General features: G+C 67.3%; 24 protein-coding genes. 17 read left to right on the forward strand and 7 right to left on the reverse strand.

Translation table 11 applies throughout. From position 1 onward, the window contains the following. The coding region (gene choX, locus AB7U46_RS10960) for a choline ABC transporter substrate-binding protein (protein ID WP_428337010.1) at nucleotides 1–879 on the reverse strand (879 nt) is incomplete at its 3' end. A gap of 116 nt (nucleotides 880–995) precedes the next feature. Between choX and betI the strand changes: the two genes are divergently transcribed. From betI to AB7U46_RS10990, 6 genes are all read left to right on the forward strand, one after another. Beyond that, nucleotides 996–1,577, forward strand: a complete 582-nt coding sequence (gene betI, locus AB7U46_RS10965; protein WP_428337011.1) for a choline-binding transcriptional repressor BetI — start codon at nucleotides 996–998, stop codon at nucleotides 1,575–1,577. Continuing rightward, complete coding sequence (gene betB, locus AB7U46_RS10970) at nucleotides 1,574–3,025, forward strand: betaine-aldehyde dehydrogenase (RefSeq protein ID WP_428337012.1); 1,452 nt, start codon at nucleotides 1,574–1,576, stop codon at nucleotides 3,023–3,025. The genes betI and betB overlap by 4 nt, the downstream gene beginning before the upstream one ends. An 82-nt stretch (nucleotides 3,026–3,107) precedes the next feature. Further along, a complete protein-coding gene (betA, locus tag AB7U46_RS10975; protein WP_428337013.1) occupies nucleotides 3,108–4,763 on the forward strand; it encodes a choline dehydrogenase in 1,656 nt (551 codons plus the stop codon). A gap of 53 nt (nucleotides 4,764–4,816) precedes the next feature. Then, the gene (locus AB7U46_RS10980) at nucleotides 4,817–5,461 is read left to right on the forward strand and encodes a thermonuclease family protein (protein ID WP_428337014.1); all 645 of its coding nucleotides are present in this window, start codon (nucleotides 4,817–4,819) and stop codon (nucleotides 5,459–5,461) included. 87 nt (nucleotides 5,462–5,548) lie between these two features. Further along, nucleotides 5,549–6,094, forward strand: coding sequence for a DUF1003 domain-containing protein (locus AB7U46_RS10985; protein ID WP_428337015.1), 546 nt, complete (start codon nucleotides 5,549–5,551; stop codon nucleotides 6,092–6,094). A 74-nt stretch (nucleotides 6,095–6,168) separates the two neighbouring features. After that, nucleotides 6,169–6,417: a YdcH family protein gene (locus AB7U46_RS10990; RefSeq protein ID WP_428337016.1), complete on the forward strand. Its 249-nt coding sequence runs from the start codon at nucleotides 6,169–6,171 to the stop codon at nucleotides 6,415–6,417. A 56-nt stretch (nucleotides 6,418–6,473) separates the two neighbouring features. Here the strand turns inward: AB7U46_RS10990 and AB7U46_RS10995 are convergent, their stop codons facing one another. Then, on the reverse strand, nucleotides 6,474–7,868 hold the full coding sequence (locus AB7U46_RS10995) for a helix-turn-helix domain-containing protein (RefSeq protein ID WP_428337017.1): 1,395 nt from the start codon (nucleotides 7,866–7,868) through the stop codon (nucleotides 6,474–6,476). A 60-nt stretch (nucleotides 7,869–7,928) separates the two neighbouring features. Further along, nucleotides 7,929–8,282, reverse strand: coding sequence for a DMT family protein (locus AB7U46_RS11000; protein ID WP_428337018.1), 354 nt, complete (start codon nucleotides 8,280–8,282; stop codon nucleotides 7,929–7,931). Between the two features lie 303 nt (nucleotides 8,283–8,585). Between AB7U46_RS11000 and AB7U46_RS11005 the strand changes: the two genes are divergently transcribed. The 7 genes from AB7U46_RS11005 (at nucleotide 8,586) to scpA (ending at nucleotide 17,936) form a co-directional block, all read left to right on the forward strand. Then, nucleotides 8,586–10,118 carry an acyl-CoA carboxylase subunit beta gene (locus AB7U46_RS11005; protein WP_428337019.1) on the forward strand — a complete coding sequence of 511 codons (1,533 nt, stop codon included), beginning with the start codon at nucleotides 8,586–8,588 and terminating at the stop codon, nucleotides 10,116–10,118. Between the two features lie 10 nt (nucleotides 10,119–10,128). After that, entirely contained in the window at nucleotides 10,129–10,572 is a 444-nt protein-coding gene (locus tag AB7U46_RS11010) for a DUF6497 family protein (protein ID WP_428337020.1), read from the forward strand. Between the two features lie 406 nt (nucleotides 10,573–10,978). After that, nucleotides 10,979–11,380 (forward strand): hypothetical protein, encoded by a 402-nt coding sequence (locus AB7U46_RS11015; RefSeq protein WP_428337021.1) that lies wholly within the window; start codon nucleotides 10,979–10,981, stop codon nucleotides 11,378–11,380. A gap of 352 nt (nucleotides 11,381–11,732) precedes the next feature. After that, entirely contained in the window at nucleotides 11,733–11,933 is a 201-nt protein-coding gene (locus tag AB7U46_RS11020; protein ID WP_428337022.1) for a hypothetical protein, read from the forward strand. Between the two features lie 161 nt (nucleotides 11,934–12,094). Continuing rightward, nucleotides 12,095–14,098 (forward strand): acetyl-CoA carboxylase biotin carboxylase subunit, encoded by a 2,004-nt coding sequence (locus tag AB7U46_RS11025; RefSeq protein ID WP_428337023.1) that lies wholly within the window; start codon nucleotides 12,095–12,097, stop codon nucleotides 14,096–14,098. Then, entirely contained in the window at nucleotides 14,098–15,642 is a 1,545-nt protein-coding gene (locus AB7U46_RS11030; protein WP_428337024.1) for a hypothetical protein, read from the forward strand. The genes AB7U46_RS11025 and AB7U46_RS11030 overlap by 1 nt, the downstream gene beginning before the upstream one ends. Nucleotides 15,643–15,806: 164 nt before the next feature. Further along, a complete protein-coding gene (gene scpA / locus AB7U46_RS11035) occupies nucleotides 15,807–17,936 on the forward strand; it encodes a methylmalonyl-CoA mutase (RefSeq protein WP_428337025.1) in 2,130 nt (709 codons plus the stop codon). A 164-nt stretch (nucleotides 17,937–18,100) separates the two neighbouring features. Here the strand turns inward: scpA and nhaA are convergent, their stop codons facing one another. Beyond that, nucleotides 18,101–19,297 carry a Na+/H+ antiporter NhaA gene (nhaA, locus tag AB7U46_RS11040; protein ID WP_428337026.1) on the reverse strand — a complete coding sequence of 399 codons (1,197 nt, stop codon included), beginning with the start codon at nucleotides 19,295–19,297 and terminating at the stop codon, nucleotides 18,101–18,103. A gap of 169 nt (nucleotides 19,298–19,466) precedes the next feature. On the opposite strand from nhaA, the gene AB7U46_RS11045 reads away from it, so the two are divergent. The 4 genes from AB7U46_RS11045 to AB7U46_RS11060 are packed head-to-tail and all read left to right on the forward strand — an operon-like array spanning nucleotide 19,467 to nucleotide 22,181. After that, nucleotides 19,467–19,955 (forward strand): N-acetyltransferase family protein, encoded by a 489-nt coding sequence (locus AB7U46_RS11045; protein ID WP_428337027.1) that lies wholly within the window; start codon nucleotides 19,467–19,469, stop codon nucleotides 19,953–19,955. A gap of 17 nt (nucleotides 19,956–19,972) precedes the next feature. Then, nucleotides 19,973–20,689: a TerB family tellurite resistance protein gene (locus tag AB7U46_RS11050; RefSeq protein WP_428337028.1), complete on the forward strand. Its 717-nt coding sequence runs from the start codon at nucleotides 19,973–19,975 to the stop codon at nucleotides 20,687–20,689. Continuing rightward, nucleotides 20,670–21,689, forward strand: a complete 1,020-nt coding sequence (locus AB7U46_RS11055) for an endonuclease/exonuclease/phosphatase family protein (protein ID WP_428337029.1) — start codon at nucleotides 20,670–20,672, stop codon at nucleotides 21,687–21,689. Before AB7U46_RS11050 ends, AB7U46_RS11055 begins: the two co-directional genes overlap by 20 nt. A gap of 18 nt (nucleotides 21,690–21,707) precedes the next feature. Further along, the gene (locus AB7U46_RS11060; RefSeq protein WP_428337030.1) at nucleotides 21,708–22,181 is read left to right on the forward strand and encodes a hypothetical protein; all 474 of its coding nucleotides are present in this window, start codon (nucleotides 21,708–21,710) and stop codon (nucleotides 22,179–22,181) included. Nucleotides 22,182–22,187: 6 nt separating this feature from the next. Here AB7U46_RS11060 and AB7U46_RS11065 read toward each other — a convergent pair whose 3' ends face one another. The 3 genes from AB7U46_RS11065 to AB7U46_RS11075 form a co-directional block, all read right to left on the reverse strand. Beyond that, nucleotides 22,188–23,747: a Ppx/GppA family phosphatase gene (locus AB7U46_RS11065; protein ID WP_428337031.1), complete on the reverse strand. Its 1,560-nt coding sequence runs from the start codon at nucleotides 23,745–23,747 to the stop codon at nucleotides 22,188–22,190. 71 nt (nucleotides 23,748–23,818) lie between these two features. Beyond that, nucleotides 23,819–25,984 (reverse strand): RNA degradosome polyphosphate kinase, encoded by a 2,166-nt coding sequence (locus AB7U46_RS11070; RefSeq protein WP_428337032.1) that lies wholly within the window; start codon nucleotides 25,982–25,984, stop codon nucleotides 23,819–23,821. A gap of 51 nt (nucleotides 25,985–26,035) precedes the next feature. Beyond that, nucleotides 26,036–26,722, reverse strand: coding sequence for a chromosomal replication initiator DnaA (locus AB7U46_RS11075; RefSeq protein WP_428337033.1), 687 nt, complete (start codon nucleotides 26,720–26,722; stop codon nucleotides 26,036–26,038).

Below are 26,722 nucleotides of genomic sequence, written 5' to 3' on the forward strand. Positions count from 1 at the left end.
CACGCCCTCGAGCCAGGGGGTGACGGTGTCGGGGTTGGCGGTGAGCCATGCCTTCGCGGCCGCCATCGGCTCTTCGCCGTCATCGAGGATCTTGCCCATGATCTGGTTTTCCATCGTGAGCGAGAAGGAGAGGTTTTCCAGGAACTTGCCCACATTCGGGCATTCCGCGACATAGCCCTTGCGCACGTCGGTCTGCACCTCGGCGCCGCCGAAGTCGGGGCCGAAGACATCGTCGCCGCCGGTCAGGTAGGTCAGCTTGAAATTGGTGTTCATCGGGTGGGGTTCCCAGCCGAGGAAGACGATCGGCGCGTCCTCCTTCGACAGGCGCGCGACCTGCGCGAGCATGCCCTGTTCCGAGCTTTCGACCAGTTCGAAGCCGGTCAGGTCGAACTGGCCGCCGTCGATCATGTCGAGCACGAGGCGGTTGCCGTCATTGCCCGGCTCGATGCCGTAGATCTTGCCGTCGAGCTCGGCCTTGTGCTTGGCGATGTCGGTGAAATCGTGGATGCCGAGCGCGGCGCCCTTCTCGTTGGTGGCGAGCGTGTATTTCGCGCCGGTGAGGTTGGTGCGCACCGTCTCGACCGTGCCATCCTCGCGGTAGGGGGCGAAATCGGCCTCCATCGAGGGCATCCACTGGCCGAGGAACACGTCGACGTCGCCCGTCGAGAGCGCCGAATAGGTCACCGGCACCGAGAGCACCTTGATGTCGGTCTCGTAGCCGAGCGCCTGCAGCACCGTCGCGGCGGTGGCGGTGGTGGCGGTGATGTCGGTCCAGCCGACATCGGAGAAGATCACCTTGTTGCAGTCCCCCGCCTGCACGGCGGTGGTGGCGAGCAGGGTGCAGGCGGCCCCGGCCAGAATGGTCGAACGAAGGGTCATGAGCGTCTCCCGTTGGTTGCCCAGTTTCGTGATCAGGCTTTTTGTTGATTGACGAGTCAATAAACTTGCCTGTAGCTCCAAAAGGCAAGAACTTTTTGCAGGAAGGGCGCAAAGCCATGCCGAAGCTTGGAGCGGAGCCTATTCGACGGGCGGCCCTCGTGAAAGCCACGATCGAGACGGTGGGGGAGGCCGGCTCGCTCGAAGTGACCGTCGCGCAGATCGCGCGCCGCGCGGGGATGTCCTCGGCGCTGGCGCATCATTACTTCGGCTCGAAGGAGCAGATCTTTCTCGCCGCGATGCGCTCGATCCTTGCGCTTTACGGCGCCGAGGTGCGCGGCGCGCTGGCGACGGCGCATGACCCGGCCTCGCGGCTGCGGGCGATCGTCGCGGGCAACTTCGCCACCGGCAGTTTCCGGCGCGAGGTGATCTCGGCCTGGCTGAATTTCTACGTTCTGGCGCAGACCCAGCCCGAGGCGCGGCGGCTTTTGCGCGTCTATCAGCGGCGGCTGCGCTCGAACCTGCGCCATGAGCTGCGCGCGCTGGTGGGGGCGCGCGCCGAGGTGGTGGCGCGCGGGCTCGGCGCGATGATCGACGGCGTCTATATCCGCGCGGCGCTGGCCGACGGGGCGCCGGACCGGAGCTATGCACTTAAGATCGTTACGGAATATCTGGATCGCGAACTGGAGGTCAGGGCATGATCGCACAACCGAAGGCAAGTCATTTCGTCAATGGCGACTGGCTCGAGGATGAGGCCGGGGCGGCGTTCGAGGTCACCTATCCGGGCACGGGCGAGGTGATCGCGCGGCTCCATGCGGCGACGCCCGCGGTGCTCGAGGCGGCGCTCTCGGGCGCGGTTGCGGCGCAGGCCGACTGGGCGGCGCGCCGCCCGGTGGAGCGCGCGCGGGTGCTGATGAAGGCCGCGGAAATCATCCGCGCGCGGGGCGAGGAACTGGCCCGGCTCGAAACCCTCGACACCGGCAAGCCGATCCAGGAGACGCGGGTCGCCGACTGGCCCTCGGGCGCCGATGCGCTCGAATATTTCGCGGGGCTCGCGCCCACGCTCACCGGCGAGACGATGCCGCTCGGCGGCGATTTCGCCTATACGATCCGCGAGCCGCTGGGGGTTTGCGCGGGGATCGGCGCCTGGAATTACCCGAGCCAGATCGCCTGCTGGAAGGCGGCGCCGGCGCTCTCGACCGGCAATGCGATGGTGTTCAAGCCCTCGGAGATGACGCCGCTTGGGGCGCTGCAACTTGCCGCGATTTTCATCGAGGCGGGGATGCCGGCGGGGATCTTCAACGTGGTGCAGGGCTTTGGCGCGGTGGGCGCGGCGCTGGCGACCGATCCGCGAATCGCCAAGGTCTCGCTTACCGGTTCGGTGCCGACCGGGGCGAAGGTCTATGCGGCGGCCGCGGCGGGGATGAAGCATGTCACGATGGAGCTTGGCGGCAAGTCGCCGCTGATCGTCTTCGACGACGCCGATGTCGAGAGCGCGGTGGGCGCGGCGATGCTCGGCAATTTCTATTCCTCGGGGCAGATCTGCTCGAACGGGACGCGGGTCTTCGTGCAAAAGGGCATCAAGGCGCGGTTCCTCGAGCGGCTGGCGGCGCGCACGGCGAAGATCGTCGCGGGCGATCCGATGGAGGAGGCGACGCAGTTCGGCCCGCTGATCTCGGCCGCGCAGCACGAAAAGGTGCTTGGCTATATCGCGAAGGGCAAGGAAGAGGGCGCGACCCTCGTCTGCGGCGGGTCGGCCGGCAACGAGGGGCCGCTTTTCGTGCAGCCGACGGTTTTCGCCGATGTGACCGACACGATGACCATCGCGCGCGAGGAGATCTTTGGCCCGGTGATGGCGGTGCTCGATTTCGACACCGAGGAAGAGGTGATCGCGCGGGCGAATGGCACGCAGTTCGGCCTTGCGGCGGGGGTGTTCACCGGTGATCTCGCGCGCGGGCACCGGATGGTGGCGCGGCTGCAGGCCGGCACCACCTGGATCAACGCCTATAACCTGACCCCGGTGGAAATGCCCTTCGGTGCGGTGAAGGCCTCGGGCCTCGGGCGCGAGAATTCGAAGGCGGCGGTCGAGCATTATACCCAGGTGAAGGCGGTCTATGTCGGCACCGGTCCGGTCGAGAGCCCCTATTGAGGAGGGGGCGCTGCCCCCGCCCTGACGGGCCCCCCGGAGTATTTGGACCAAGAAGAAGGCCAGCAGGCCAGAGGACGCGGCGATGGAAGCGGATTATGTGATTGTCGGGGCCGGATCGGGCGGCTCGGCGCTGGCCTACCGGCTTGCGGAGGCGGGGCGCAAGGTAATCATTATCGAACATGGCGGCTCGGATGCGGGTCCGTTCATCCAGATGCCCGCGGCGCTCTCCTATCCGATGAACATGGGGCTTTACGACTGGGGTCTGAAGACCGAACCGGAGCCGCATCTGGGCAATCGCGTGCTGGTGACGCCGCGCGGCAAGGTGATCGGTGGCTCGTCGAGCATCAACGGCATGGTCTATGTCCGTGGTCACGCTTGCGATTTCGACCATTGGGCGGAGCAGGGCGCAACGGGTTGGTCCTATGCCGACGTGCTGCCCTATTTCAAGCGGATGGAGAACTGGCACGGCCATGACGATGGCGGCGATCCCGACTGGCGTGGCCATTCCGGGCCTTTGCACATCACCCGTGGGCCGCGCAAAAATGTCCTTTTCGAACATTTCATCGAAGCGGGGGCGGCGGCTGGCTATCCGGTGACGCGCGATTACAACGGGCGCCAGCAGGAGGGCTTCGGCCCGATGGAGGCGACGATCTGGAAGGGGCGGCGCTGGTCGGCGGCGAATGCCTATCTGCGCCCGGCGTTGAAGGGAGGCAACCTCGAAATCATTCGCGGCCTCGCGCGGCGGGTGGTGTTCGAGCAGGGGCGCGCGGTGGGCGTCGAATACGAGCGCGGCGGCAAGGTCGAGGTACTGCGCGCGCGCGCCGAGGTGGTGCTTGCGGCGAGCTCGCTCAACACGCCGAAGCTCCTGATGCTGTCGGGTATCGGCCCCGCCGCGCATCTGCGCGAGATGGGCGTCGAGGTGCTGGCGGACCGGCCCGGGGTGGGCGCGAACCTGCAAGATCACCTCGAAATCTACATGCAGTTCGCCGCGCAAGAGCCTGTCACGCTTTACAAATACTGGAATCTCTGGGGCAAGGCGCTGGTCGGCGCGCAGTGGCTTTTCACGAAGAAGGGGCTTGGCGCCTCGAACCAGTTCGAGGCCTGCGGCTTCATCCGATCGGACAAGGGCGTGCAATACCCGGACATCCAGTATCACTTCCTGCCGATCGCGGTGCGCTACGACGGCAAGGCCGCGGCGGAGGGGCACGGCTTCCAGGTGCATACCGGGCCGATGCGCGCGAAATCGCGCGGTTCGGTTACGCTGCGCTCGCCCGATCCGCGCGCGAACCCGGTGATCCGCTTCAATTACATGAGCCATCCCGACGACTGGAGCGATTTCCGCAAGGTGGTGCGGCTCACGCGCGAGATCTTTGCCCAGGCACCGATCGCGGCCCATGTGAAACACGAGATCCAGCCGGGTGCCGCGGTGCAGTCGGATGCGGAGATCGACGCCTTCATCCGCGACCACGCCGAGAGCGCCTATCACCCCTGCGGCACCGCGCGGATGGGGCGGGCGGACGACCCTATGGCGGTGGTCGACCCCGAGGGGCGGGTGATCGGCGTCGAGGGGCTGCGCGTCGCCGACAGCTCGATCTTCCCGCGGGTGACGAACGGCAACCTCAACGCGCCCTCGATCATGACCGGCGAGAAAATGGCCGATCACATCCTTGGCCGGCGGCTGCCGTCGGAGAATGCGGAGCCCTGGATCAACCCGAACTGGCGCGAGGCGCAGCGTTAAACATCCCCGCCGGATCCGGTTGCGTTCCGCTTCTGTTCCGCTATATCTGGCGCATGGTGAGGTGGATTCTTCTGAGTCTGGTGCTGGCGCTGCCGGCATCGGCGGATGTGGTGCAGGGGCGCGCGCGTGTGGTCGATGGCGATACGCTGGCGATTGCGGGCGCGAAGATACGCCTTTCAGGGATTGATGCGCCGGAGGCGAAGCAGATCTGCGACGATCCGGCCGGCCGCGGCTGGGCCTGTGGCGCGCGCGCGACGGCGGAGCTGAAGGCGCTGATCGGTCGTGCCGAGGTGCGCTGCGAGGGCGATGAGCGCGACCGCTATGGCCGGCTGGTCGCGACCTGCCGGGTCGGGGGCACCGATCTTGGCGCGGAGATGGTCGCGCGCGGCATGGCCTTTGCCTATCGCAAATATTCGCTGGCCTATGTCGGGCCGGAGGCGGCGGCGCAGGCGGCGCGGCGCGGGATCTGGGCGGGGCGCGCCGAGGCCCCGGAAAAGGTGCGCGCGGCGGCGCATGTCGATACGCCTCCCCCTGGCAAGTGCTTGATCAAAGGAAATATTTCGTCGCGCGGGCGGCTTTATCACCTGCCCTCCGGGCGCGGCTATGCGGCGACCCGGATCAACGAGGTGAAGGGCGAGCGCTGGTTCTGCACCGAGGAAGAGGCGCGCGCGGCGGGTTGGCGCAAGGCGGGCGGCTGACGCGCCGTTCCCTCCGCGCCCCGATGGACAAGCGCGCCGCGGCAGCGCAGCATGGGCCGGTCGCCCGAGCGCCTGACGGAGAACCCCATGGAAAACAAGCTGCGCAGCCTGTCGGAACGGCTTTTGCGCAAGAATTTCGACGAATTGAGCGAACGCGACCGCCGCGTGCTCAAGCGCGTCGCAGAAAAGGCGACGATCTCGCGCGATCTGAGCGTCGAGCGGCCCGATCTGGGCGCGCGCGTCGCCGATCGGGTCGCGAGCTTTGGCGGATCCTGGACCTTCATCTTCCTGTTCTTCGGCATCCAGATCTTCTGGGTGGTGCTGAACACGCTGGTGATGACCCGCGCGGTCGATCCCTATCCCTTTGTTTTCCTGAATCTTATTCTCTCGATGGTGGCGGCGGTGCAGGCGCCCGTCATCATGATGAGCCAGAACCGGCAGGCGGAGAAGGACCGTGTCGCCGCGGCGCATGACTATGAGGTGAACCTCAAGGCCGAGCTCGAGATCATGCGGCTGCACGAGAAGATCGACGAGCTGCGGATGGTCGCGATCGAGGGGCGGTTCGGCGCGATGGAGGCGGAACTGGCGAAGATTTCGGCAGCGGTGGGGGCGGCGCCGAAACCTGAGGCGTGATTTGACACGGGTCAAGGTCGGGTGCGGGAAAGCGGGCGTAGGCTTTGAGTCGAGGAACGGAACGAGGAGGCCGGATGTCGAACAACCCGCACACGCTTCAGGAAGATTTCCCGCATGACATCGACCGGATGCATGCACTGAAACTCTCGAACCCGCGTTTCGCCGAACTGATGGAGGAATATGACAGGGTGAACGACCGGGTTCATCTGGCGGAGACCAATGTCGAGCCGATGGAGGAACTGGCCGAGGTCGCGCTGCGCAAGCAGCGCATGGCGATCAAGGACGAGATTGCGCGCCTGATGCACGCCGTCCCGGCTGACTGAGCCACCGCACCTTTGAAGAAGACCTGACAAGCCCCGGATTTTCCGGGGCTTTTCGGTCAGGCGATGTCATAGGGCAGCAGCCCGCGGCGGTTCGGGTCGACGGTGAGGCGGCGCTCGAGCGGCGGCACGGACCGCTGGTGGCACTCCTTGCGCTCGCAGATCCGGCAGGAGATGCCGATCGGCTGATAGGCGCGGGGGTTCGACAGCTCCATGTCGTCGGCATAGACGAGGCCGCGGGCGTGGCTGATCTCGCAGCCGAGGTTGATCGCGTAGCGCCGCACCGGGGCGGTGAAGCTGCCGCCCGATTTCGAGACGTCGCGCGCAATGCAGAGATAGCGCACCCCGTCCGGCGTCTCGGCCAGCTGGCGCAGGAATTTCGTTGGTGTTTCAAAGGCCTGGTGCACGTTCCAGAGCGGGCAGGCGCCGCCGAACCGGGCGAATTGCAGCCGCGTCGCGGAATGGCGCTTGGTGATCGTGCCGGCCTGATCGACGCGCACGAAGAAGAAGGGGATGCCCTTCGCGCCCGGCCGTTGCAGGGTGGACAGCCGGTGCGCGACCTGTTCGATCGAGGCGCCGAAAGCGTCGGCGAGGCGTTCGAGATCGTGGCGCGTCTCCTGCGCGGCCTCGAGAAAGGCGCGATAGGGCAGGAGTGCGGCGCCCGCGAAGTAATTCGCGAGCCCGATCTTCGCGATCGCGCGCGAGGTCTCGGACTGGAAGCGCGCGAGGTCGAGCGTCGCCTCGAGCAGATCGTTCTGGGTCACCAGCGCGACCTGATGCAGGAGCTGGAAGGCCTGCGTCGGGCGTGCCGCATGGGAGGAGATCTCGAGCCGTTCGCCATGACGCTCGCGCAGGCTCGAAATGTTCGAAAACTGCACTTCCACCCCGCGCGCCTGCAGCGCCTCGACAGCCAGGGCGACGGGGTTCAAGCGCTTGCCCTGCGGGCAGGAAAACCGTTCGGCGGCGCGATCGACCGCGTCGATGTAATTGTCGCAATAGTGAAAGAAGTCGCGCACCTCTTCCCAGGGCGAAACCACCGTCTGCGCGCCCTCGCGGCCAAGCGCCTCGTCGAGCGAGGCGAGGCGTTCATGCACCTGGCGATAGGCGCGGTGCAGTTCGAGGAAGGAGCGCGCGAGGGCGGGGGCGTTCGAGGCGGCGAGCCGCAGATCGGCGAGCGGCGGCGCGCCGTCGGCAAAGACCGGATCGGCAAGCGCCTCGCGCATGTCGCTCACCAGCCGCTCGGCATCGCCCGCCGAAAGCTCGGTCACGTCGAGGCCGAATTCGCCCGCGAGCGCCAGCACCACCGCGGCGGAGACCGGGCGGTGGTTGTTCTCCATCTGGTTCAGATAGGGCAGCGAAACGCCGAGCCGATCGGCGAAGGCCTTCTGCGTGAGGCCCAGGCGCGCGCGCGTCTCGCGCAGCTTGACGCCGGCGTAAAGTTTCTGCGTCGCCATCGGACCCTCCCGCTTTGCAAAGCGAGTGATAGCTTTGCAAAGCCCGTCCGTCAAATCCGCTCAGCCGCGGCCGGTGAAGATCAGCGCGACCCCGCCCACGATCAGCGCGAAACCCGCGACGGTGCGCCAGGTGACGGGCTCGCCGAGCCAGAGCGCGTTGAAGATCACGAAGACGGTGAGCGAGATCACCTCCTGGATCGTCTTCAGCTGCGCGGCCGAAAGCGTGCCATAGCCGATCCGGTTCGCCGGCACCTGCAGCAGGTATTCGAAGAAGGCGATGCCCCAGGAGATCAGAATCGCGGCGAGCATCGGCGCGGAGCGGAAGCGCAGATGGCCATACCAGGCGAAGGTCATGAAGACGTTCGAACCGGTGAGCAACAGAATCGTGACGAGCGGTGCGGGCAGGGCGGGCATGGCGTTTCCCCCGGTGTTTGCCCTGCTCTAGCGCGGCGCGGGCGGCCCCGCCAGAGAGGATACGCGCGCGCGGGCGCTCGCGCGGGATTGCTGCGGCGCCGCGCCGAAAATCTGTGAAAAAGCGCGGTTTTCCTTGCGATTCCGTGGTGCTAAGACCTGTGGTCAGGCGGGCGGATCGGAGAGACTCGGCGAGTATTTGCAAATTGCACCTTGGCCCCTGCCAAGTTTTTGCAAATTTACTCGAATCCGCTTTGTAACAATCTTGCGCATGTGTAGGGTGCGCCAAACGTCGGAGGGGACCCCATGAGAGACATTCTGCTCGAGCTTGATGAACGTCGCGCGAACGCGCGTCTGGGCGGTGGCCAGCGCCGGATCGACAGCCAGCACAAGAAGGGCAAGCTGACCGCGCGCGAACGCATCGAACTCCTGCTCGACGAGGGGTCGTTCGAAGAATTCGACATGTTCAAGGCGCACCGCTGCACCGAGTTCGGCATGGAAGCCGAGCATATTCCGGGCGACGGCGTGGTCACCGGCTGGGGCACGGTGAACGGCCGCATGGTCTATGTCTTCTCGCAGGACTTCACCGTCTTCGGCGGTTCGCTCTCCGAGACCCACGCCGAGAAGATCTGCAAGATCATGGACATGGCCGTGCAGAACGGCGCCCCGGTGATCGGCATGAACGACTCGGGCGGCGCGCGCATCCAGGAGGGTGTCGCCTCGCTCGCCGGCTATGCCGACGTGTTCCAGCGCAACATCATGGCCTCGGGCGTGGTGCCGCAGATCTCGCTCATCATGGGCCCCTGCGCCGGCGGCGCGGTTTACTCGCCCGCGATGACCGACTTCATCTTCATGGTGAAGGACACTTCCTACATGTTCGTCACCGGCCCCGACGTGGTGAAGACGGTCACGAACGAGATCGTCACCGCCGAGGAGCTGGGCGGCGCCACCACCCACACCCGCAAGAGCTCGGTCGCCGATCTCGCCTTCGAGAATGACGTCGAGGCGATCTACGAGACCCGCCGGCTGATCGACTATCTGCCGCTGCGCGCGGGTGAGAAACCGCCGGTGCGGCCCTTCTTCGACGACGTGAACCGGATGGAAGAGAGCCTCGACACGCTCATTCCGTCGAACCCGAACCAGCCCTACGACATGAAGGAGCTGATCCTCAAAATCTCCGATGAGGGCAGCTTCTATGAGATCCAGAAGGATTTCGCGGGCAATATCATCATCGGCTTCATCCGCCTCGAGGGGCAGACCGTCGGCGTCGTCGCGAACCAGCCGATGGTTCTGGCCGGCTGCCTCGACATCGACAGCTCGCGCAAGGCGGCGCGTTTCGTGCGCTTCTGCGATGCGTTCGAGATCCCGCTGCTGACGCTGGTCGACGTGCCCGGCTTCCTGCCCGGCACGAGCCAGGAATACGGCGGCGTCATCAAGCATGGCGCGAAGCTCTTGTTCGCCTATGGCGAGGCGACCGTGCCGAAGGTTACGCTGATCACCCGCAAGGCCTATGGCGGCGCCTATGACGTGATGGCCTCGAAGCACCTGCGCGGCGATTTCAACTATGCCTGGCCCACCGCGGAAATCGCGGTGATGGGCGCGAAGGGCGCGGTCGAGATCCTCTATCGCAGCGAGCTGGGCGATGCCGAGAAGATCGCGGCGCGCACGAAGGATTACGAAGATCGCTTCGCCAATCCCTTCGTCGCGGCGGAACGCGGCTTCATCGACGAGGTGATCCAGCCGCATGGCACCCGGCGCCGGATCGCGCGCGCCTTTGCCTCGCTGCGCGGCAAGAAGATGACCAACCCCTACAAGAAACACGACAACATTCCGCTCTGAGGGGCGCGGAATGGGGCGCGGGGCCGGACAGCGGGGAAGGCGCTGGCGTGGCGGCATCGCCGCTGCGCTGGGCGTTCTGTGCCTGGCCCGGCCCGCGCTTGCCCAGGACGGCGGGGGCCCCGCGATCGCGGTGCCCTCGGGACTGGAGGTCCACTGGATCGACACGATCACCGATACGCAGGGGCCGGAGGGGCTGACGCTCCGCTTTCGCTTCCTCGCGCCGGCGATCGGCGGGCGGCAACCGCTCGATCCGGAGATGGCCTCGGTCGACATGGACGCGCTGTGCAACGGCTTCGCGCTGCCGCGGATCTCCAATCTGGGGCCGCAGCCGGCGCAGGTGGTGATCAGCCTCTCCGACCGCGTCGTGCCCTTCGGGGAGACGGACGAGGAGGCGGTGCAATTCTTTCAGGCCTATTCCATCGCGGACGGGGCCTGTGTCTGGGAGATGTTCTGATGGGCCTGCGGGCGCGGATCGGGGGGATGCGGGGGGCGCGCGCTGATGCGGCGGCGCCACAGCGCGGCCTTGCTCTGCGCGCGGCCCTCTCGCGCGGTGCGGGCGGGCGCGATATTGTCACAATTGGCCGGAATCGTCCGGCCCCAGTGATCGAAGGGCCGGGGACTGCGAACAGCTGCCAACCGCCGGTCCGGACAGGAGTATCCCATGTCGAAGAAAGCTCTGCTCGCCGTTGCGCTTCTCGCCTTCGTCGCCGCCTGCGCGCCGAAGACCGAACCGGCGGCGCCCGTCACCACCGAGCCGACCTATACCGGCAAATACAAGTAAGCCTTGACGGCCTGACCGCTCGGGGGCGGGGTCTCGACCCCGTTCCCGCCTGCGTCCGCCGTCATGCGGAGGGCGCAACATGCTGAAACATCGCGGTTTTCCAAGCCGCCTTCCCGGCACCGATTTCCAGTTCACGATCCGTCGCGCGAACAAGCAGGGGCCGACGAAGATCATCCGCCGCGAGCGGTTCAAGGATCGGGCCGCCGCCGACCGGCGCGCCGACGCGGGCTTCATGGCCGCGCTTTGGGCGCAGTTCGGCGAGGAACCTTTCGAGCGCGGCAATCTCGACGCCGGGCGCCTCAGCTGGCTGATCGGGCGCGAGGTGGTCGCCGCCGAGGAACCCTTCGACCCGGCCTCCTACGGCCAGCTTTTGCAGATCGACCTCAAGCGCGCGCAGGCGAGCTTCCCCGAGGTCTTCGCCGATCCCGACGCTTTCGACTGGGACGCGGACGAGGACGACGAGGAGGAGGATTGGGCATGATTTCGCCGGGCCTCTCGCGTCATGGGCGACTTGCCGCCGAGCGTTGCAACCGCGCGCAGATCGGCTTTGCCAAAGCCGCGCGGGGCGCGCAGCATGCGGGGGCGCCACGGCAGGGTGCCTTTCCTGCCGCCGGTGTTCATATCCCTACCCCTAACCTGAACTCGCGGTCCGGTCTTTGCGCCGGGCCGCACCTTTCGCCGCGCGCTGCGGCGTCGCGTCGCGCGCAGGCCGATCGGCGGGGCTTTGCCGATGCCGCCCGGCGTCACGCGATTGCGCTGCGCGAGGGATGGAATTCCGCCGCGGAATGCCTAGACTCGGGGGCAATCATAACCCCCCTTGGAGGCAGTTCCACATGCGCAAGACCCCGATCATCCTCGCTCTTCTCGCCGCTTCGGCCCTGGCCGGCTGCATGGAAACCGACGGCCAGCGCGCCCTCGTCGGTGCTGCGGCCGGTGCCGCGATCGCCGATGCGACCGACAACAACGTCATGGCCGGTGCCGCGATCGGTGCCGCCGGTGGCGCGCTGTGCGACGACGCCGGCGTGTGCCGCTGAGCGCCATGCCCTGAATACCCTGAGCCTGCGCGCCGCGCGGGCGCAGGTGCAAGCTGATGCCGTTCGGGCCCCCGGCCCGGGCGGCATTTTCACATCCGTCATCACTGCAAATCGAAGAGCGGGGCAGGCGTATCGGCTGCGCCCGGAGGGAAGGGTCTGACATGTTCAAGAAAATCCTGATCGCAAACCGTGGCGAGATCGCCTGCCGGGTCATCAAGACGGCTCGCAAGATGGGGATCAAGACGGTGGCCGTCTATTCCGACGCCGACGCGCATGCGCTGCATGTGCGCATGGCCGACGAGAAGGTGCATATCGGCCCGCCGCCGGCGAACCAGTCCTATATCGTGATCGACAAGATCATGGACGCGATCCGTCAGACCGGCGCCGAGGCGGTGCATCCGGGCTATGGCTTCCTTTCCGAGCGGATGGATTTCGCCGCGGCGCTCGAGGCCGAAGGCGTCGTCTTCATCGGGCCCCCGTCGGGTGCGATCGAGGCGATGGGCGACAAGATCACCTCGAAGAAACTGGCGCAGGAAGCGGGCGTGAGCACGGTTCCGGGCTATATGGGGCTGATCGAGGATGCCGACGAAGCGGTGAAAATCTCCGACGAGATCGGTTATCCGGTGATGATCAAGGCCTCCGCCGGCGGCGGCGGCAAGGGCATGCGCATCGCCTGGAACGCGGCCGAGGCGCGCGAGGGGTTCGAAAGCTCGCGCAACGAGGCGAAGAACTCGTTTGGTGACGACCGCATCTTCATCGAGAAATTCGTGACGCAGCCGCGCCACATCGAGATCCAGGTGCTCGCCGACAGCCACGGCAACTGCGTCTACCTGAACGAGCGCGAATGCTCGATCCAGCGCCGCAACCAGAAGGTCATCGAAGAGGCGCCCTCGCCCTTCCTCGACGAGAAGACCCGCAAGGCGATGGGCGAGCAGGCCTGCGCGCTGGCGAAGGCGGTGGGCTATACCTCGGCCGGCACCGTCGAGTTCATCGTCGACGGCAACCGCAACTTCTACTTCCTCGAGATGAACACCCGCCTGCAGGTGGAACATCCGGTCACCGAGCTGATCACCGGCGTCGACCTCGTCGAGCAGATGATCCGCGTCGCGAATGGCGAGAAGCTGCCCTTCGAACAGAAGGACATCAAGATCAACGGCTGGGCGATGGAAAGCCGGCTTTACGCCGAGGATCCCTATCGCAACTTCCTGCCCTCGATCGGTCGTCTGACCCGCTACAACCCGCCGAAAGAGGGCCATTCGGTCCGCGGCGGCATCGTGCGCAACGATACCGGCGTGTTCGAGGGCGGCGAGATCTCGATGTATTACGACCCGATGATCGCCAAGCTCTGCACCTGGGGCATGACCCGCGCCGACGCGATCGAGGAGATGCGGCTCGCGCTCGACACGTTCGAGGTCGAGGGCATCGGTCACAACCTGCCGTTCTGTGCGGCGGTGATGGACCATCCGCGCTTCGTCAAGGGCGACATCACCACCGCCTTCATCGCCGAGGAATATCCCGAGGGCTTCCACGGCGTGACGCTCGACGACGCCACGCTGAAGCGGGTGGCGGCGGCGACGGCGGCGATGAACCGCGTCGTGGAAATCCGCCGCGCGCGGATCTCGGGCCGGCTGGGCAACCATGAGCGCCATGTCGGCGAGCAGTGGGTGGTTTCGGTCGGCGGGCAGGCCTATCCGCTGACGATCCAGGCGGACAAGACCGGCTCGACCGTGAAGTTCGAGGACGGCACGCATCTGCGCGTGGAAAGCGACTGGACCCCGGGCAATTCGCTCGCCCAGCTTCTGATCGAGAGCCAGCCGCTGGTGCTCAAGGTCGACCGCATCCCGATGGGCTTCCGCATCCGCACCCGCGGCGCGGATCTCAAGGTGCATGTGCGCACCCCGCGCGCCCACGAACTCGCGCTGCTCATGCCCGAGAAGCTGCCGCCGGATACCTCGAAATACCTGCTCTGCCCGATGCCCGGCCTGATCGTGAAGATCTCGGTCGTAGAGGGCGACGAGGTGCAGGAAGGTCAGGCGCTGGCGACCGTCGAGGCGATGAAGATGGAGAACATCCTCAAGGCCGAACGCAAGGGCGTGGTGAAGAAGATCAACTGCGCGCCGGGCGCCTCGCTCAAGGTCGACGACATCATCATGGAGTTCGAATGATGTCATCCACGGCATCGCTTCGGCGGGACGGGGGGGCGGCCTGGGCCGCCCTTGCCGCCGCCGTCGCGGTGCTGGTTCTGGCGGGGCTCGAGATCGCCGCTCTGCGTCATGCGGGCGGCGTCTTCGACTATCCGCTGGACGATGTCTACATCCACCTCGCGATGGCCGAGTCCATCCTCGAGGGGGGCTATGGCATCAATCCGGGGGAGCCGGCCTCGGCCGCCTCCTCGATCCTTTATCCGCTGCTGCTCCTGCCGCTCTTCGGGGCGAAGCTGCAATTCTGGATGCCGCTTGTCTGGAATGTCCTCGGCGTCGCCGCCTCGGGTGCGCTCTGGGGCGCGGGGGTGGCGCGGGCGGCGATCGGGCCGGGGGCGACGGCGCTTTTCGCGGTGCTGGGCCCGGTCACGCTGAACCTTGCCGGGATCGGGTTCACCGGGATGGAGAACAGCCTGCACGTCGCGGCGGCGCTGGCCACCACTTTCGGGCTCTGGATCTTCCTGAGCGAGCGGCGGATCGGGGCGCTGCTGCTTCTTGGCACGTTTTTCGCCCCGCTGATCCGGCTCGAGGGGCTGGCGCTTTCGGGCCTTGCCTGCGCGGTGATCGTGCTTCGCGGCCGCCCCGGCGCGGGGATCGCGCTCGGGCTTGCGACGCTCGCGCCGGTGGCGGGGTTCATGGCTTTCCTGCATGGGCTGGGGCTTGCGATGCTGCCCGGCTCGGTTCTGGCCAAGGCCGGGCTGCTCGGCCCGGGGCTGAGCGGGATCGACCAGGTGATCTTTCGCATCGCGATCAATCTGACCGAGCCCGCGGGGATGCTGCTCGCGGCGGCGACGGTGCTCTGCCTCGCGCTGCCGGCCTTCGTGCCGGGGCTGCGCGACCGGCGCGGGGCGCTGCTCGTGGTCGCGGGGCTCGCGGGGCTCGCGCATCTGATCGGCGGGCAGATCGGCTGGATGCACCGTTACGAGATCTACGTTCTCGCGTCGCAGGCGCTTGCGCTGGTGATCGCGCTCGCGGGCACGGGCCCTGGCGCGCGCGCGGCGCTGGTCGCGGCGCTGCTGATCTGCGGCGCCGTCTACTGGCCGAAGATGCTCGTGCATTACCTGTGGAACCCGCGGGCGGTGCATCTGCAGCAGGCGCAGATGGCGCGCTTTGCCAAGGACTACTGGAAGGGGCCGGTGGCGGTGAACGACCTTGGCTGGGTCGCCTGGCAGAACCCGAATTACGTGCTCGATCTTTACGGCCTCGCTTCGCCCGAGGTGCTGGCGCTGCGCGCCGATCCCGCGACGCCCGCGGGCTGGGCCGCTCCGCTTGTCGCGCGCCACGGCATCGGCCTCGCCATGCTTTACGACAAATGGCTGAAATCGGCGGTGGGGCCGGACTGGGTGCTGCTCGGCCAGCTGGTGAACGGGGACGACCGCGCCGCGATCGGCGACGAGGTGGTGAGTTTCTACGCGACCGACCCGGCGCGGGTGGCGCAATTGCGCGCCGAACTTGCGGATTTCGCGCCGACGCTGCCCGCCGGGGTGGTCTGGCAGGCGGCGCCATGAGGCAGGCAGGGCGGTAGCGCCGTTTTTGCTTGCACCGGAGGGGCTTTGGCGGTCCGCTTCGGGAGAGGATACGCCCGGCGGGCCATGCCGCGCCGGGGTGTGACATTGGACGGAAACGACGCGGCGCCTTCGGGGGCCGGCGGCACAGGAAGAAGGAGGGGTCCATGACCACCAAGAAAGAGGACTGGGCCAAGCTTGCCCAGAAGGAGCTGAAGGATCGGCCGCTCGACAGCCTGACCTGGGACACGCTCGAAGGGATCGCGGTGAAACCCCTCTATACCGAGGAGGACACCGCCGAGCTGCCGCATATGGGCACGCTGCCGGGCTTCTCGCCCTTCACCCGCGGCGTGCGCGCCACGATGTATGCCGGCCGTCCCTGGACGATCCGGCAATATGCGGGCTTCTCCACCGCCGAGGCCTCGAACGCCTTTTATCGCAAGGCGCTGGCCGCCGGTCAGCAGGGCGTTTCGGTGGCCTTCGACCTGGCGACCCACCGCGGCTATGACTCGGATCACCCGCGCGTCGTCGGCGACGTCGGCAAGGCGGGCGTCGCGATCGATTCGGTCGAGGACATGAAGATCCTGTTCGACGGCATCCCGCTCGAGAAGGTCTCGGTCTCGATGACGATGAACGGCGCGGTCATTCCGGTGCTCGCGAACTTCATCGTGACGGGCGAGGAGCAGGGCGTCGATCGCAAGCTGCTGTCGGGCACGATCCAGAACGACATCCTCAAGGAGTTCATGGTCCGCAACACCTATATCTATCCGCCCGAACCCTCGATGCGGATCATCGCGGACATCATCGAATACACCTCGAACGAGATGCCGAAGTTCAACTCGATCTCGATCTCGGGCTACCACATGCAGGAAGCCGGCGCGAACCTCGTGCAGGAGCTGGCCTTCACCATCGCCGACGGGCGCGAATATGTCCGCACGGCGCTCGCGCGCGGGATGGATGTCGATGCCTTCGCCGGGCGTCTGTCGTTCTTCTTCGCGATCGGCATGAACTTCTTCATGGAAGTGGCGAAGCTGCGCGCGGCGCGACTGCTCTGGTCGCGCGTGATGGCCGAGTTCAACCCGAAGAAGCCGGGCTCGTCCATGCTGCGCACCCACTGCCAGACCTCGGGCGTGAGCTTGCAGGAGCAGGATCCCTATAACAACGTGGTGCGCACGGCGTACGAGGCGATGGCCGCGGCGCTCGGCGGCACGCAGTCGCTGCACACCAATGCGCTCGACGAGGCGATCGCGCTGCCGACCGAATTCTCGGCCCGCATCGCGCGCAACACCCAGCTGATCCTGCAGGAAGAGACCGGCGTCACCCATGTCGTCGATCCGCTCGCGGGCAGCTATTACGTCGAAAGCCTGACCGCGCAGCTCGTGGACGAGGCCTGGAAGCTGATCGAGGAAGTCGAGGAAATGGGCGGCATGACCAAGGCTGTGGCCTCGGGCATGCCCAAGCTCAAGATCGAGGAATCGGCGGCGAAGCGCCAGGCGATGATCGACCGCGGCGAGGAAGTGATCGTCGGCGTGAACAAGTATCGTCTCGCGAAGGAAGAGCCGATCGACATTCTCGACATCGACAACATGGCGGTGCGCGAGGCGCAGATTGCGCGGCTGGAAAAGATGCGCGCGACCCGCGACGAGGCGAAATGCCAGGCGGCGCTCGCCGAGATCACCCGGCGCGCGAAGGAGGGCGGCAACCTGCTCGAAGCCGCGGTGGATGCGGCGCGGGCGCGTGCCTCGGTCGGGGAGATTTCGATGGCGATGGAAGAGGTGTTCGGCCGTCACCGCGCGGAGGTGAAGACCCTCGCCGGCGTCTATGGCGCGGCCTATGAGGGCGATGCGGGCTTTGCCCAGATCCAGGCGGATGTCGAGAAATTCGCCGAGGAAGAGGGCCGCCGCCCGCGCATGCTGGTGGTGAAGATGGGCCAGGACGGCCATGACCGCGGCGCCAAGGTGATCGCGACGGCCTTCGCCGATATCGGCTTTGACGTCGACGTCGGGCCGCTGTTCCAGACCCCGGAAGAGGCGGCGCAGGACGCGATCGACAACGACGTCCATGTCGTCGGCATCTCGAGCCAGGCGGCGGGCCACAAGACCCTCGCGCCGAAGCTGATCGAGGCGCTGAAGGAGAAGGGCGCCGAGGATATCATCGTGATCTGTGGCGGCGTGATCCCGCAGCAGGATTACGATTTCCTCAAGGCGGCTGGCGTGAAGGCGATCTTCGGGCCCGGCACCAACATTCCGGCCGCGGCGCGCGAGATCCTCGACATCGTGCGCGCGCAGCGCGCCTGAGAACCGGGGAGGGGGGCGCTGCCCCCCGCTTCGCTCCCCCCGGGATATTTGGGCACTTTGGAAACGGCCGATCTTCCAAAGTGCCGAAATATCCCGGGGGGTGAATTTCCGAAGGAAAGAGGGGGGCAGCGCCCCCCTCTTTTTGCTTTGGCTTTTCGCGCCGATCAGGCGGCTTTCGCCGGGGCCTCGTCTTCGGCCTCGGCCTCGGCAGCGCGGGGCGCGAGGCGCAGGATCGCATAGCCGAGCAGCGCCGAGATCAGCGAGCCGACGAGCACGCCGATGCGCACGGCGTTCATCTGTGCGTCGGTCTCGAAGTTCAGCGAGCCGATGAAGAGCGACATGGTGAAGCCGATGCCGGCGAGGCAGGCGATGCCGTAGAGCTGCATCCAGCTCGTCGCCGAGGGCAGCCGGGCGAGGCCCCAGCGCACCAGCGCGAAGGTCATGCCGAAGACGCCGAGCTGCTTGCCGAGCACGAGGCCGAGCGCGATGCCGAGCGGCAGCGGCTGGAAGAGATCGCCGAGCCCCATGCCGCTCAGGTCCACCCCGGCGTTCGCGAAGGCGAAGATCGGCACGATCAGGAACATCACGTAAGGGTGCAGCCCGTGTTCGAGCGCATGGGCGGGCGACTTGCCGTAGCGGTCCTTCAGCGGGATGAAGAAGGCGGTGACGACGCCCGCGAGCGTCGCATGCACGCCCGATTTCAGCACCAGCACCCAGAGCACCGTGCCCAGAAGCAGCGTCGGCGCCAGCCGGTGCGCGCCGGTGAGGTTGCGCACCAGCATCAGCGCGAGCGGGATGAGCGCGAGGCCGAGATAGGTGAGCTTCAGATGGTCGGTGTAGAAGATCGCGATGACGAGGATCGCGCCGAGGTCGTCGAGGATCGCAAGCGTGAGCAGGAAGATCTTCAGCCCCGCCGGCACCCGGTTGCCGAGAAGTGCGACGACGCCCACCGCGAAGGCGATGTCGGTCGCGGTCGGGATCGCCCAGCCGGTGGCATGGGTCGGGTCCGACCAGTTGAAGGCGAGGAAGATCAGCGCGGGCGCGATCATCCCGCCGAGCGCCGCCATCCCGGGCAGCACGACATTGGCGGGTTTCTTCAGCCGGCCCTCGACGATCTCGCGCTTCAGCTCGAGCCCGACGAGCAGGAAGAACACCGCCATCAGCCCGTCGTTGATCCAGAGAATCAGCGGCTTCGACAGCCCTTCCTCGCCGAGCATGATCGAGAATTTCGTGTGCAGGATCTCGGTGTAAAGGCCCGAGAGGCCGGAATTCGCCACGAGGAAGGCGAGTGCAGTGGCGATCATCAAGACGATCCCGCCCGCGGCCTCATGTTCAAAAAGTTTCTCGATCCGGCGCAGCACGGCCCATCATCTCCCTGTTTTTATCATGGCTGCCTTGCAAATTGGGGATGAACCCCCGATTTTCAAGGCAAAATCGGACGGCGGATGCTGCGCTGCAGCTTTTGCCGTTGCGGGAGGGACACAGCCGGAGCAGGCTCCCGGCGAATGGACGTGCCCAACGGAGCCCCAGATGCCGATCCGCCCTGCCACCGCGGCCGATGTGCCCGCGATTCTCGCCTTCTGGAACCCGGTGATCGGGCAGTCGACGATCACCTTCTCGCCCACGCTGCACAGCGCCGAGAGCCTGGCCGCGATGATCGCCGAGCGGCAGGCGGCGGGGCGTGCCTTTCTCGTCGCCGAGGAGGCGGGGGAGGTTCTGGGCTTCGTCACCTATGACCAGTTTCGCAAGGGCGCGGGCTATGCCCATGCGATGGAGCACACGATCATCCTGGCGCCCGAGGCGCGCGGGCGCGGCCTTGGCCGGGCGCTGATCGGCGCGGCGGTGGAACATGCGCGCGCCGCCGGGGCGCATGTGCTCGTCGGCGGGATCTCGGCCGAGAACGCGCCGGCGCTCGCCTTTCACGCCGCGGCGGGCTTTCGCGAGGCCGGGCGCGTCGCCGAGGCCGGGCGCAAATTCGGCCGCTGGATCGACCTTGTGCTGATGCAAAAGCTGCTCTGACCCGCTAGACTGCCGCCATGGACCGACCGCTTTCCCTCTGGGCCCGGATCTCCGAGGCCGTCGCCGCGCTGGCGCGGGGCGAGGGGCTGTCGGCCGTCTTCGACCACCTGCGCGCGCCGCCCGAACGCTCGGTCGCCTTCACCATCGCGGTGATCGCGCTGGGCGCGAAGATGGCGAAGGCGGATGGGCAGGTGACGCGCGACGAGGTCGCGGCTTTCCGGCGCATCTTCCAGATCCCGCCGGGGGAGGAGGCGAATGCCGCGCGCGTCTTCGACATGGCGCGCACCGATGTCGCGGGCTTCGACGCCTATGCGCGCAAGATCGCGGCGATGTTCGGCCCGGGCAACCCGGTGCTGAAAGACCTGCTCGAAGGGCTTTTCGCGATCGCGCTCGCCGATGGCGATTACCACGAGAACGAGGATGCCTTCCTGCAGGAGGTGGCGCGGATCTTCGGCCTCGACGCCTGCTGTTTTCGCGCGATCCGGGCGGCTTTCGTGCCCGATGCGGAGCCCGATCCCTGGACCGTGCTCGAGCTCGATCCGGGCACCGATCTGGCCGCGGTGAAGGCGCGCTGGCGCAACCTCGTGCGCGAGGCGCATCCCGACCGCGCGATCGCGCGCGGTCTGCCGGAGGAGGCGGTGCGGCTCGCCGAGGCGCGGGTCGTCGCGCTCAACCGCGCCTGGGCGGAGATTTCTGCGGCGTCGGAGGGGGCGCATGCGGATCGCCACCTATAACGTCGAGTGGTTCACCTCGCTTTTCGACCGGCGCGGGCGGATCCTCGAGGATGCGGAATGGTCGGCGCGTTTCCAGGTGACGCGGGCCGAGCAGTTGGGCGCGCTGGGCATCGTCTTCACCGCGGTCGATGCCGATGTCTTCCTGATCGTCGAGGCGCCCGACGAGAACCGCCATCGCCACACGGTGCCGATGCTCGAAAGCTTCGCCGAGAAATTCGGGCTGCGCCAGCGCCGCGCGCTGATCGGCTTTGCCAATGACACGCAGCAGGAGATCGCGCTGCTCTACGACCCCGACAAGGTCAGCGCGGTTTTCGACCCGCAGGAGGGGACGGAGACGGCGCCGCGCTTCGACCAGAGCCTGAAGATCGACCTCGACATCGACGCGACCCTCGACACGGTGGTGTTTTCGAAGCCGCCGCTCGAGGTGGCGCTGAGCCTGCCCGACGGGCGCAAGCTGCGGCTGATCGGGGTGCATATCAAGTCGAAGGCGCCGCATGGCGAGTTCGATCCGGCCGCCGAGGTGCGGATCGCGATCGAGAACCGGCGCAAGCAGCTCGCGCAGTGTATCTGGCTCCGGCGGCGGATCGAGGGGCATCTCGACGCCGGCGACAGCCTGATCGTGCTGGGCGATTTCAACGACGGGCCGGGGCTCGACGAATACGAGGCGCTCTTCGGGCGCTCGGGGCTCGAGATCGTGCTGGGTGAGGGGCAGCCGCCGGCGCGGCGGATGCGCGATCCGCACAGCCGGCTGCATCACCGCCCGACCGCGGCGCAGCCGGCTTCGGCGCGGTTCTACCTGCCCGATGCCGGGGGCGGGGGGCATTTCTTCTCGGCGATGCTCGATTATGTGATGCTTTCGCCCGATCTTTGCGCCGATGCCCCCGCCTGGCGGATCTGGCATCCGTTCGACGATCCGGTCTGCTACAAGACGCCCGAGCTGCGCGAGGCGCTGTTGCAGGCCTCGGATCATTTCCCGGTCAGCGTGGATATTTCGCTCTGACGCCCCTATATTGGCGCCATGAGCAAGATGTCCCTTTTCCTTCTTCCGGCCCTTGTCGCGCTTGGTCTTGCGGGCTGGGTGGCCTTGGCCCCGGCGCAGCAGGCGCCCGAGCGGCTGCAACCGCCCGGGACGGAGGCGCCCGAAGTGCCCGAACCCGGCTCGCGCGACGATATGGCGGCGGGGCGCTCGCTCGTCGAGCGGGGGGCGGAGCTGTTCCTGCGTGGGCTGATGAAAGAGGTCGGTCCGCAGCTCGACGAGATGCAGGAGGGGCTGAATTCGGCGGCGAAGGAGCTGGGCCCGAAGCTTGGCCAGATCTTCGACCTGATCGATGACGTGAAGAATTATCAGGCGCCCGAGCGGCTGCCGAATGGCGACATCCTGATCCGGCGCCAGCCCGGGGCGCCGAAGCCGCCGCCGCTGCCCGCCCCCGACGAGCGCGCGAAACCCGCGCCGGGCGAGGCCGCGCCCGAGGGATCGGCGATCGACCTTTGAGGCGGCTCAGAGCGGCAGGATGATCTCGGGCCGGGCCTTCATCGAGGCGGCGAGCGAGCCGAGGCGCGCCTCCGCCACCTCGCCGAAAAGCCCCGCGCCGCGTTTCGTCAGCCGCAGTTCGAGCACGCCTTTCTTGGCGTCATAGGCGAGCTGGCCGGTGTCCTGCGGATCGTGGATCGAGAACATCGCGCCGAAGCGCATCGCCTTGCCGAGGATCTCGGCCTCCTGGATCTCCGCCTCGGTGAGCAGCGAGAAGAGCGGTTCGAACCGCGAGCCGGCGCGCGAATTCTTGTAGCGGTGCAGCAGCGCGAGGCCGACGAAGACGCGCTCCTCATGGCCGAGCGCGGCCATGTTCGCGCGGGTGACATTGTCGAAACAGGCCTCGGCGCGGTAGTCGGGATGGGTGCGCCAGGTGGTGTCGTGAAGCAGGCAGGCCGCGCGGTGCAGCCGGTAGCGCGCCGGGGGCACCTCGCCGAAGAGCGGGGCGATGAAACTGTGCAGCTTCTTGCCGAAACCCGGCATCCGCGCCATCACCTTTTCCGAGAAGCGGCAGGCCTCGACCAGCGGGTCGCGCTTGCGCAGCCGCTCGGGCATTTGCTCGTAAAGCAGCCCCTCGCGGATGCCATAGGAGGAGGTGTCGATCTCGCGCGGGCGGAAGGTTTCGACCAGCTCGCGCAGCACGAGCGCGGCGAGCGGCACGAGATCCATCCGCGCGGCGGAGGTGCCGGTCTTCGCGCGCAGCGCGGAAAGGTCGGCCTTTTCGATCCAGTCGAGGGTTTTCAGCAGCCCCTCGGGCTCCATCCGGTATTCGTGCAGCACGAGGAGCGGGTAGTTGCGGCGCTCCATGTCGAGCCGGGCGATTGCGCGCCACGAGCCGCCGACGAGGTAGAGCCGCTCGTGCCCGAGGCCGACGACCTCGGCGAGCTTGGCGATCTCGTTGCGGATATGGGCCATCAGCTCCTTGCGCCCGCCCTTCACCTGCTGCAACCGGAAGGGGCCGAGGGCGGAGGTCTCGCGCGGGCCGACCACGCCCTTGCCGATCACCGCAAGCTCCATCGAGTTGCCGCCGATGTCGCAGATCAGCCCGGAGGCTTCGGGCCAGCCGAGAAGCACGCCCTGCGCCGAAAGCCGCGCCTCCTCGCGCCCGTCGATGACATGCAGATGCAGCCCGGTCTCGCTTTCGACGAGGTGCTGGAATTCGGGCCCGTCCTCGGCATCGCGCACCGCGGCGGTGGCGACGCAGGTCAGCGGGCCGATGTCCATCCCCTTGGCGAGCGCGGAAAAGCGGCGCAGCGCGGCGAAGGCGCGTTCGCGCCCGCGCGGATTGAGCCGGCCGGTCTCGGCGAGGCCCTGGCCGAGGCCGGCCATCACCTTTTCATTGTAGAAATAGGCCGGCGAGCGGGCGGCGCCGTCGAAGACCACCATCCGCACCGAGTTCGAGCCGACATCGACCACACCGACGCGGCTCAGCGCGCGGGCGGAAGGGTCGTCGAACAGGGGTTTGCCGAAAGCGTCCCAATCCTCGGCGGGCTGTGCCTGTCGGGGGGCATCGGTCTTTGCAATCATTCTGTCGTCCTGCGCGGTCGCGGGGAGGGGAGGCCGGGATTCGCATCCCGCCGCCCCGCCCAAGCTATCCCCTAGTCCATGCTGTGCGCAAGTTTCGGCACGTCCTTTGCCCCCGCGGAACCGCGGCCCGAAAGCGAGGGGTTCTCCATGAAGAAGCGGTGGCAGGAGAACAGGTCGGACCGGTCATCGGGCAGGATGCGGATGAAGCGCCCATCGGGTTGCAGCACCCAGCTTTGCGCCTCGTCGGCCATGTTCGCGGCCATGATCTGGCTGACGATCTGCGCCTTCACCGTGTCGTTCTTCGCCTCGACCAGCGTTTCCACGCGGCGGTTGAGGTTGCGGCCCATCCAGTCGGCGGAGCTGAGGAACACCCGCGCCTTCTTCGAGGGCAGGCCGTGGCCATTGCCGAAGCAGACGATGCGGCTGTGTTCGAGGAAGCGCCCGACGATGGATTTGACGCGGATGTTCTCCGACAGGCCCCGGATGCCCGGGCGCACGCCGCAGATGCCGCGCACGACAAGCGAGATCTTCACCCCGGCGTTCGAGGCGGCATAGAGCGCGTCGATCACCTCGGGGTCGATCAGCGAGTTCATCTTCGCCCAGATCTCGGCCGGGCGGCCGGCCTTGGCATGCTCGGCCTCGGCCGCGATCAGCTCGAGCAGTCGCGGCTTGAGCGAAATGGGCGAGATCGCGAGGTTTTCCAGCCCCTCGGGCTGGACGTAGCCGGAGAGGTAGTTGAACACTTTCGTCGCGTCGCGCCCAAGCGCCGCATCGCAGGTGAAAAGGCTGAGGTCGGTGTAGATCTTCGCGGTGATCGGGTGGTAGTTGCCGGTCCCGAAATGGGTGTAGGTGACCAGACGGTCGCCCTCGCGGCGCACCACCGTCGAGATTTTCGCATGCGTTTTCAGGTGCATGAAGCCGTAGACGACATGCGCGCCCGAGCGTTCGAGCCGCCGCGACTGGCGGATGTTCGCGGCCTCGTCGAAACGCGCCTTGAGCTCGACGAGCGCGGTGACCGATTTGCCGTTCTCCGCCGCCTCGCAAAGCGCGTCGACGATCGGGCTGTCCTTCGAGGTGCGGTAGAGCGTCTGCTTGATCGCGAGCACGTTCGGGTCCGCCGCCGCCTGATTGAGGAAGCGGATCACCATGTCGAAGGTCTCGTAGGGGTGATGCAGCAGCATGTCCTTCTGCCGGATCGCGGCGAACATGTCGCCGTCGTGATCCTGCACGCGCTCGGGCACGCGGGGGACGAAGGTCGGCCAGAGCAGGTCGGGCCGGGAGGAAAGCACCAGCTCCTTGAGGTCGGCGACGCCGAGGAGCCCCTTCACCTCGACCATCTCGTCGGGGTTCACGCCGAGCTCGTCCATGATCAGCGAGCGCAGCGTCTCGGGCGCGCCCGCGGTGATCTTGAGCCGGATCACCTGACCGCGGCGGCGGCGTTTCAGCGCGGTCTCGAACTCGCGCACGAGGTCTTCGGCCTCGTCCTCGACCTCGAGATCGCTGTCGCGCAGCACGCGGAAGGCACAATGGCCGGTGTCGGCATAGCCCGGGAAGAGCGAGCCGAGGTGCAACAGCAGCAGTTCCTCGAGCGGCAGGAAGCGGCTTTCGCCCGGCAGCCGCACGAAGCGGTCGATCTGCTGCGGGATCGGCAAAAGCGCCTGCAGACGGCGCTTGTCCCCCTCGCGTTCCAGTTCCAGCGCGAGGCAGAAGCCGGTGTTCGGGATGAAGGGGAAGGGGTGCGCCGGGTCGATCGCGAGCGGCGAGAGCACCGGGAAGACATTGGCGATGAAGTGCTGCGCGAGGAAGGTCTCGTCCTCGGGCGTCAGCTTCGCGCGGGAGACGAGCTGGATCCCCGCCGCCTCGATCTCGCGGCGCAGCTTGTTCCAGGTCGACTGCTGCGTCTCCATCAGGCGGCGCGCGTCGGCGTTGATCAGCACCAGCTGCTCGGCCGGGGAAAGCCCGTCGTCGGAGGGGTTGGTATTGCCCTCGCGCACGAGCTCCATCAGCCCGGCGACGCGCACGGTGTAGAATTCGTCGAGATTGGTGGCCGAGATCGACAGGAAGCGCACCCGCTCGAGCAGCGGCACGCGGGGGTTGTCCGCCTCCTCCAGCACGCGCCAGTTGAAGGCGAGCCAGCTCAGTTCGCGGTTGAAGACACGGCGCGGGCCGTTGATCTCCTCGGGGGGGAGTTCGACGGGGGCGGGGAACGGGGTTTTGAGAAAGTCGGCCTGGGTCATGGAAGCGCTTATGGATCGGATTTGTAATGGCGCTGTGACAGTTTGCGCGCCTCAGGCGCGACTGTCCAGCACCTCGGCCAGAACTTCGGCGGCCATCGTGCGGCTGACCGGGCGGCGCTCGGCAAGGGCGCGGGCGTCGAGCGCGGCGACGAGGCGGCGGGCGAAGGCGAAGGAGCGGTCGATCCGCGGCACGAGCCAGCCGATCAGCGCCGGGGGCACCTGGATCTGGCGGTCGGCAAAGAGCTTGACCAGCACCGCGGAAAGGAGCGCGTCGTCGGGCGGCGCGATGCGCGCGGTGGCGAGCGCGCTCATCCGGCTGAGCAGGTCGGGCAGGGTGAGGCCCCAGTCGCGCGCGGGCCGGTCGGCGGTGATCAGCAGAAGGCCCCCTTCGGCCCCCATCAGGTTGTGCAGATGGAAGAGTGCGGCCTGCGCCTCGGGTCTTTGGCCGAGTGCCTGGGCATCCTCGATCACCGCGGCGCCGGAGCGCACCAGCGTGGGGGCGAGATCGGCGCTCAGCGCGGCGGCGGGCACGATCGGGGCGGCATGGGCCTCCGACCAGATCGCGGCGAGATGGCTTTTGCCGGCGCCCTCGGGCCCGATTAGCAGCATCCGCCCCTGCGGCCAGCTTTCGGGCGCGTCGAGCGTCGCGAGCGCGAGCGCATTCGGCGGGGCGACGAAGAAATCGTCGCGCCCCCGGGCCTGGCGCACGGGCAGATCGAAAATCAGCTGACGGATCAT

This window comes from Paenirhodobacter sp. (assembly GCF_050177655.1).
GTDB lineage: Bacteria > Pseudomonadota > Alphaproteobacteria > Rhodobacterales > Rhodobacteraceae > Rhodobacter.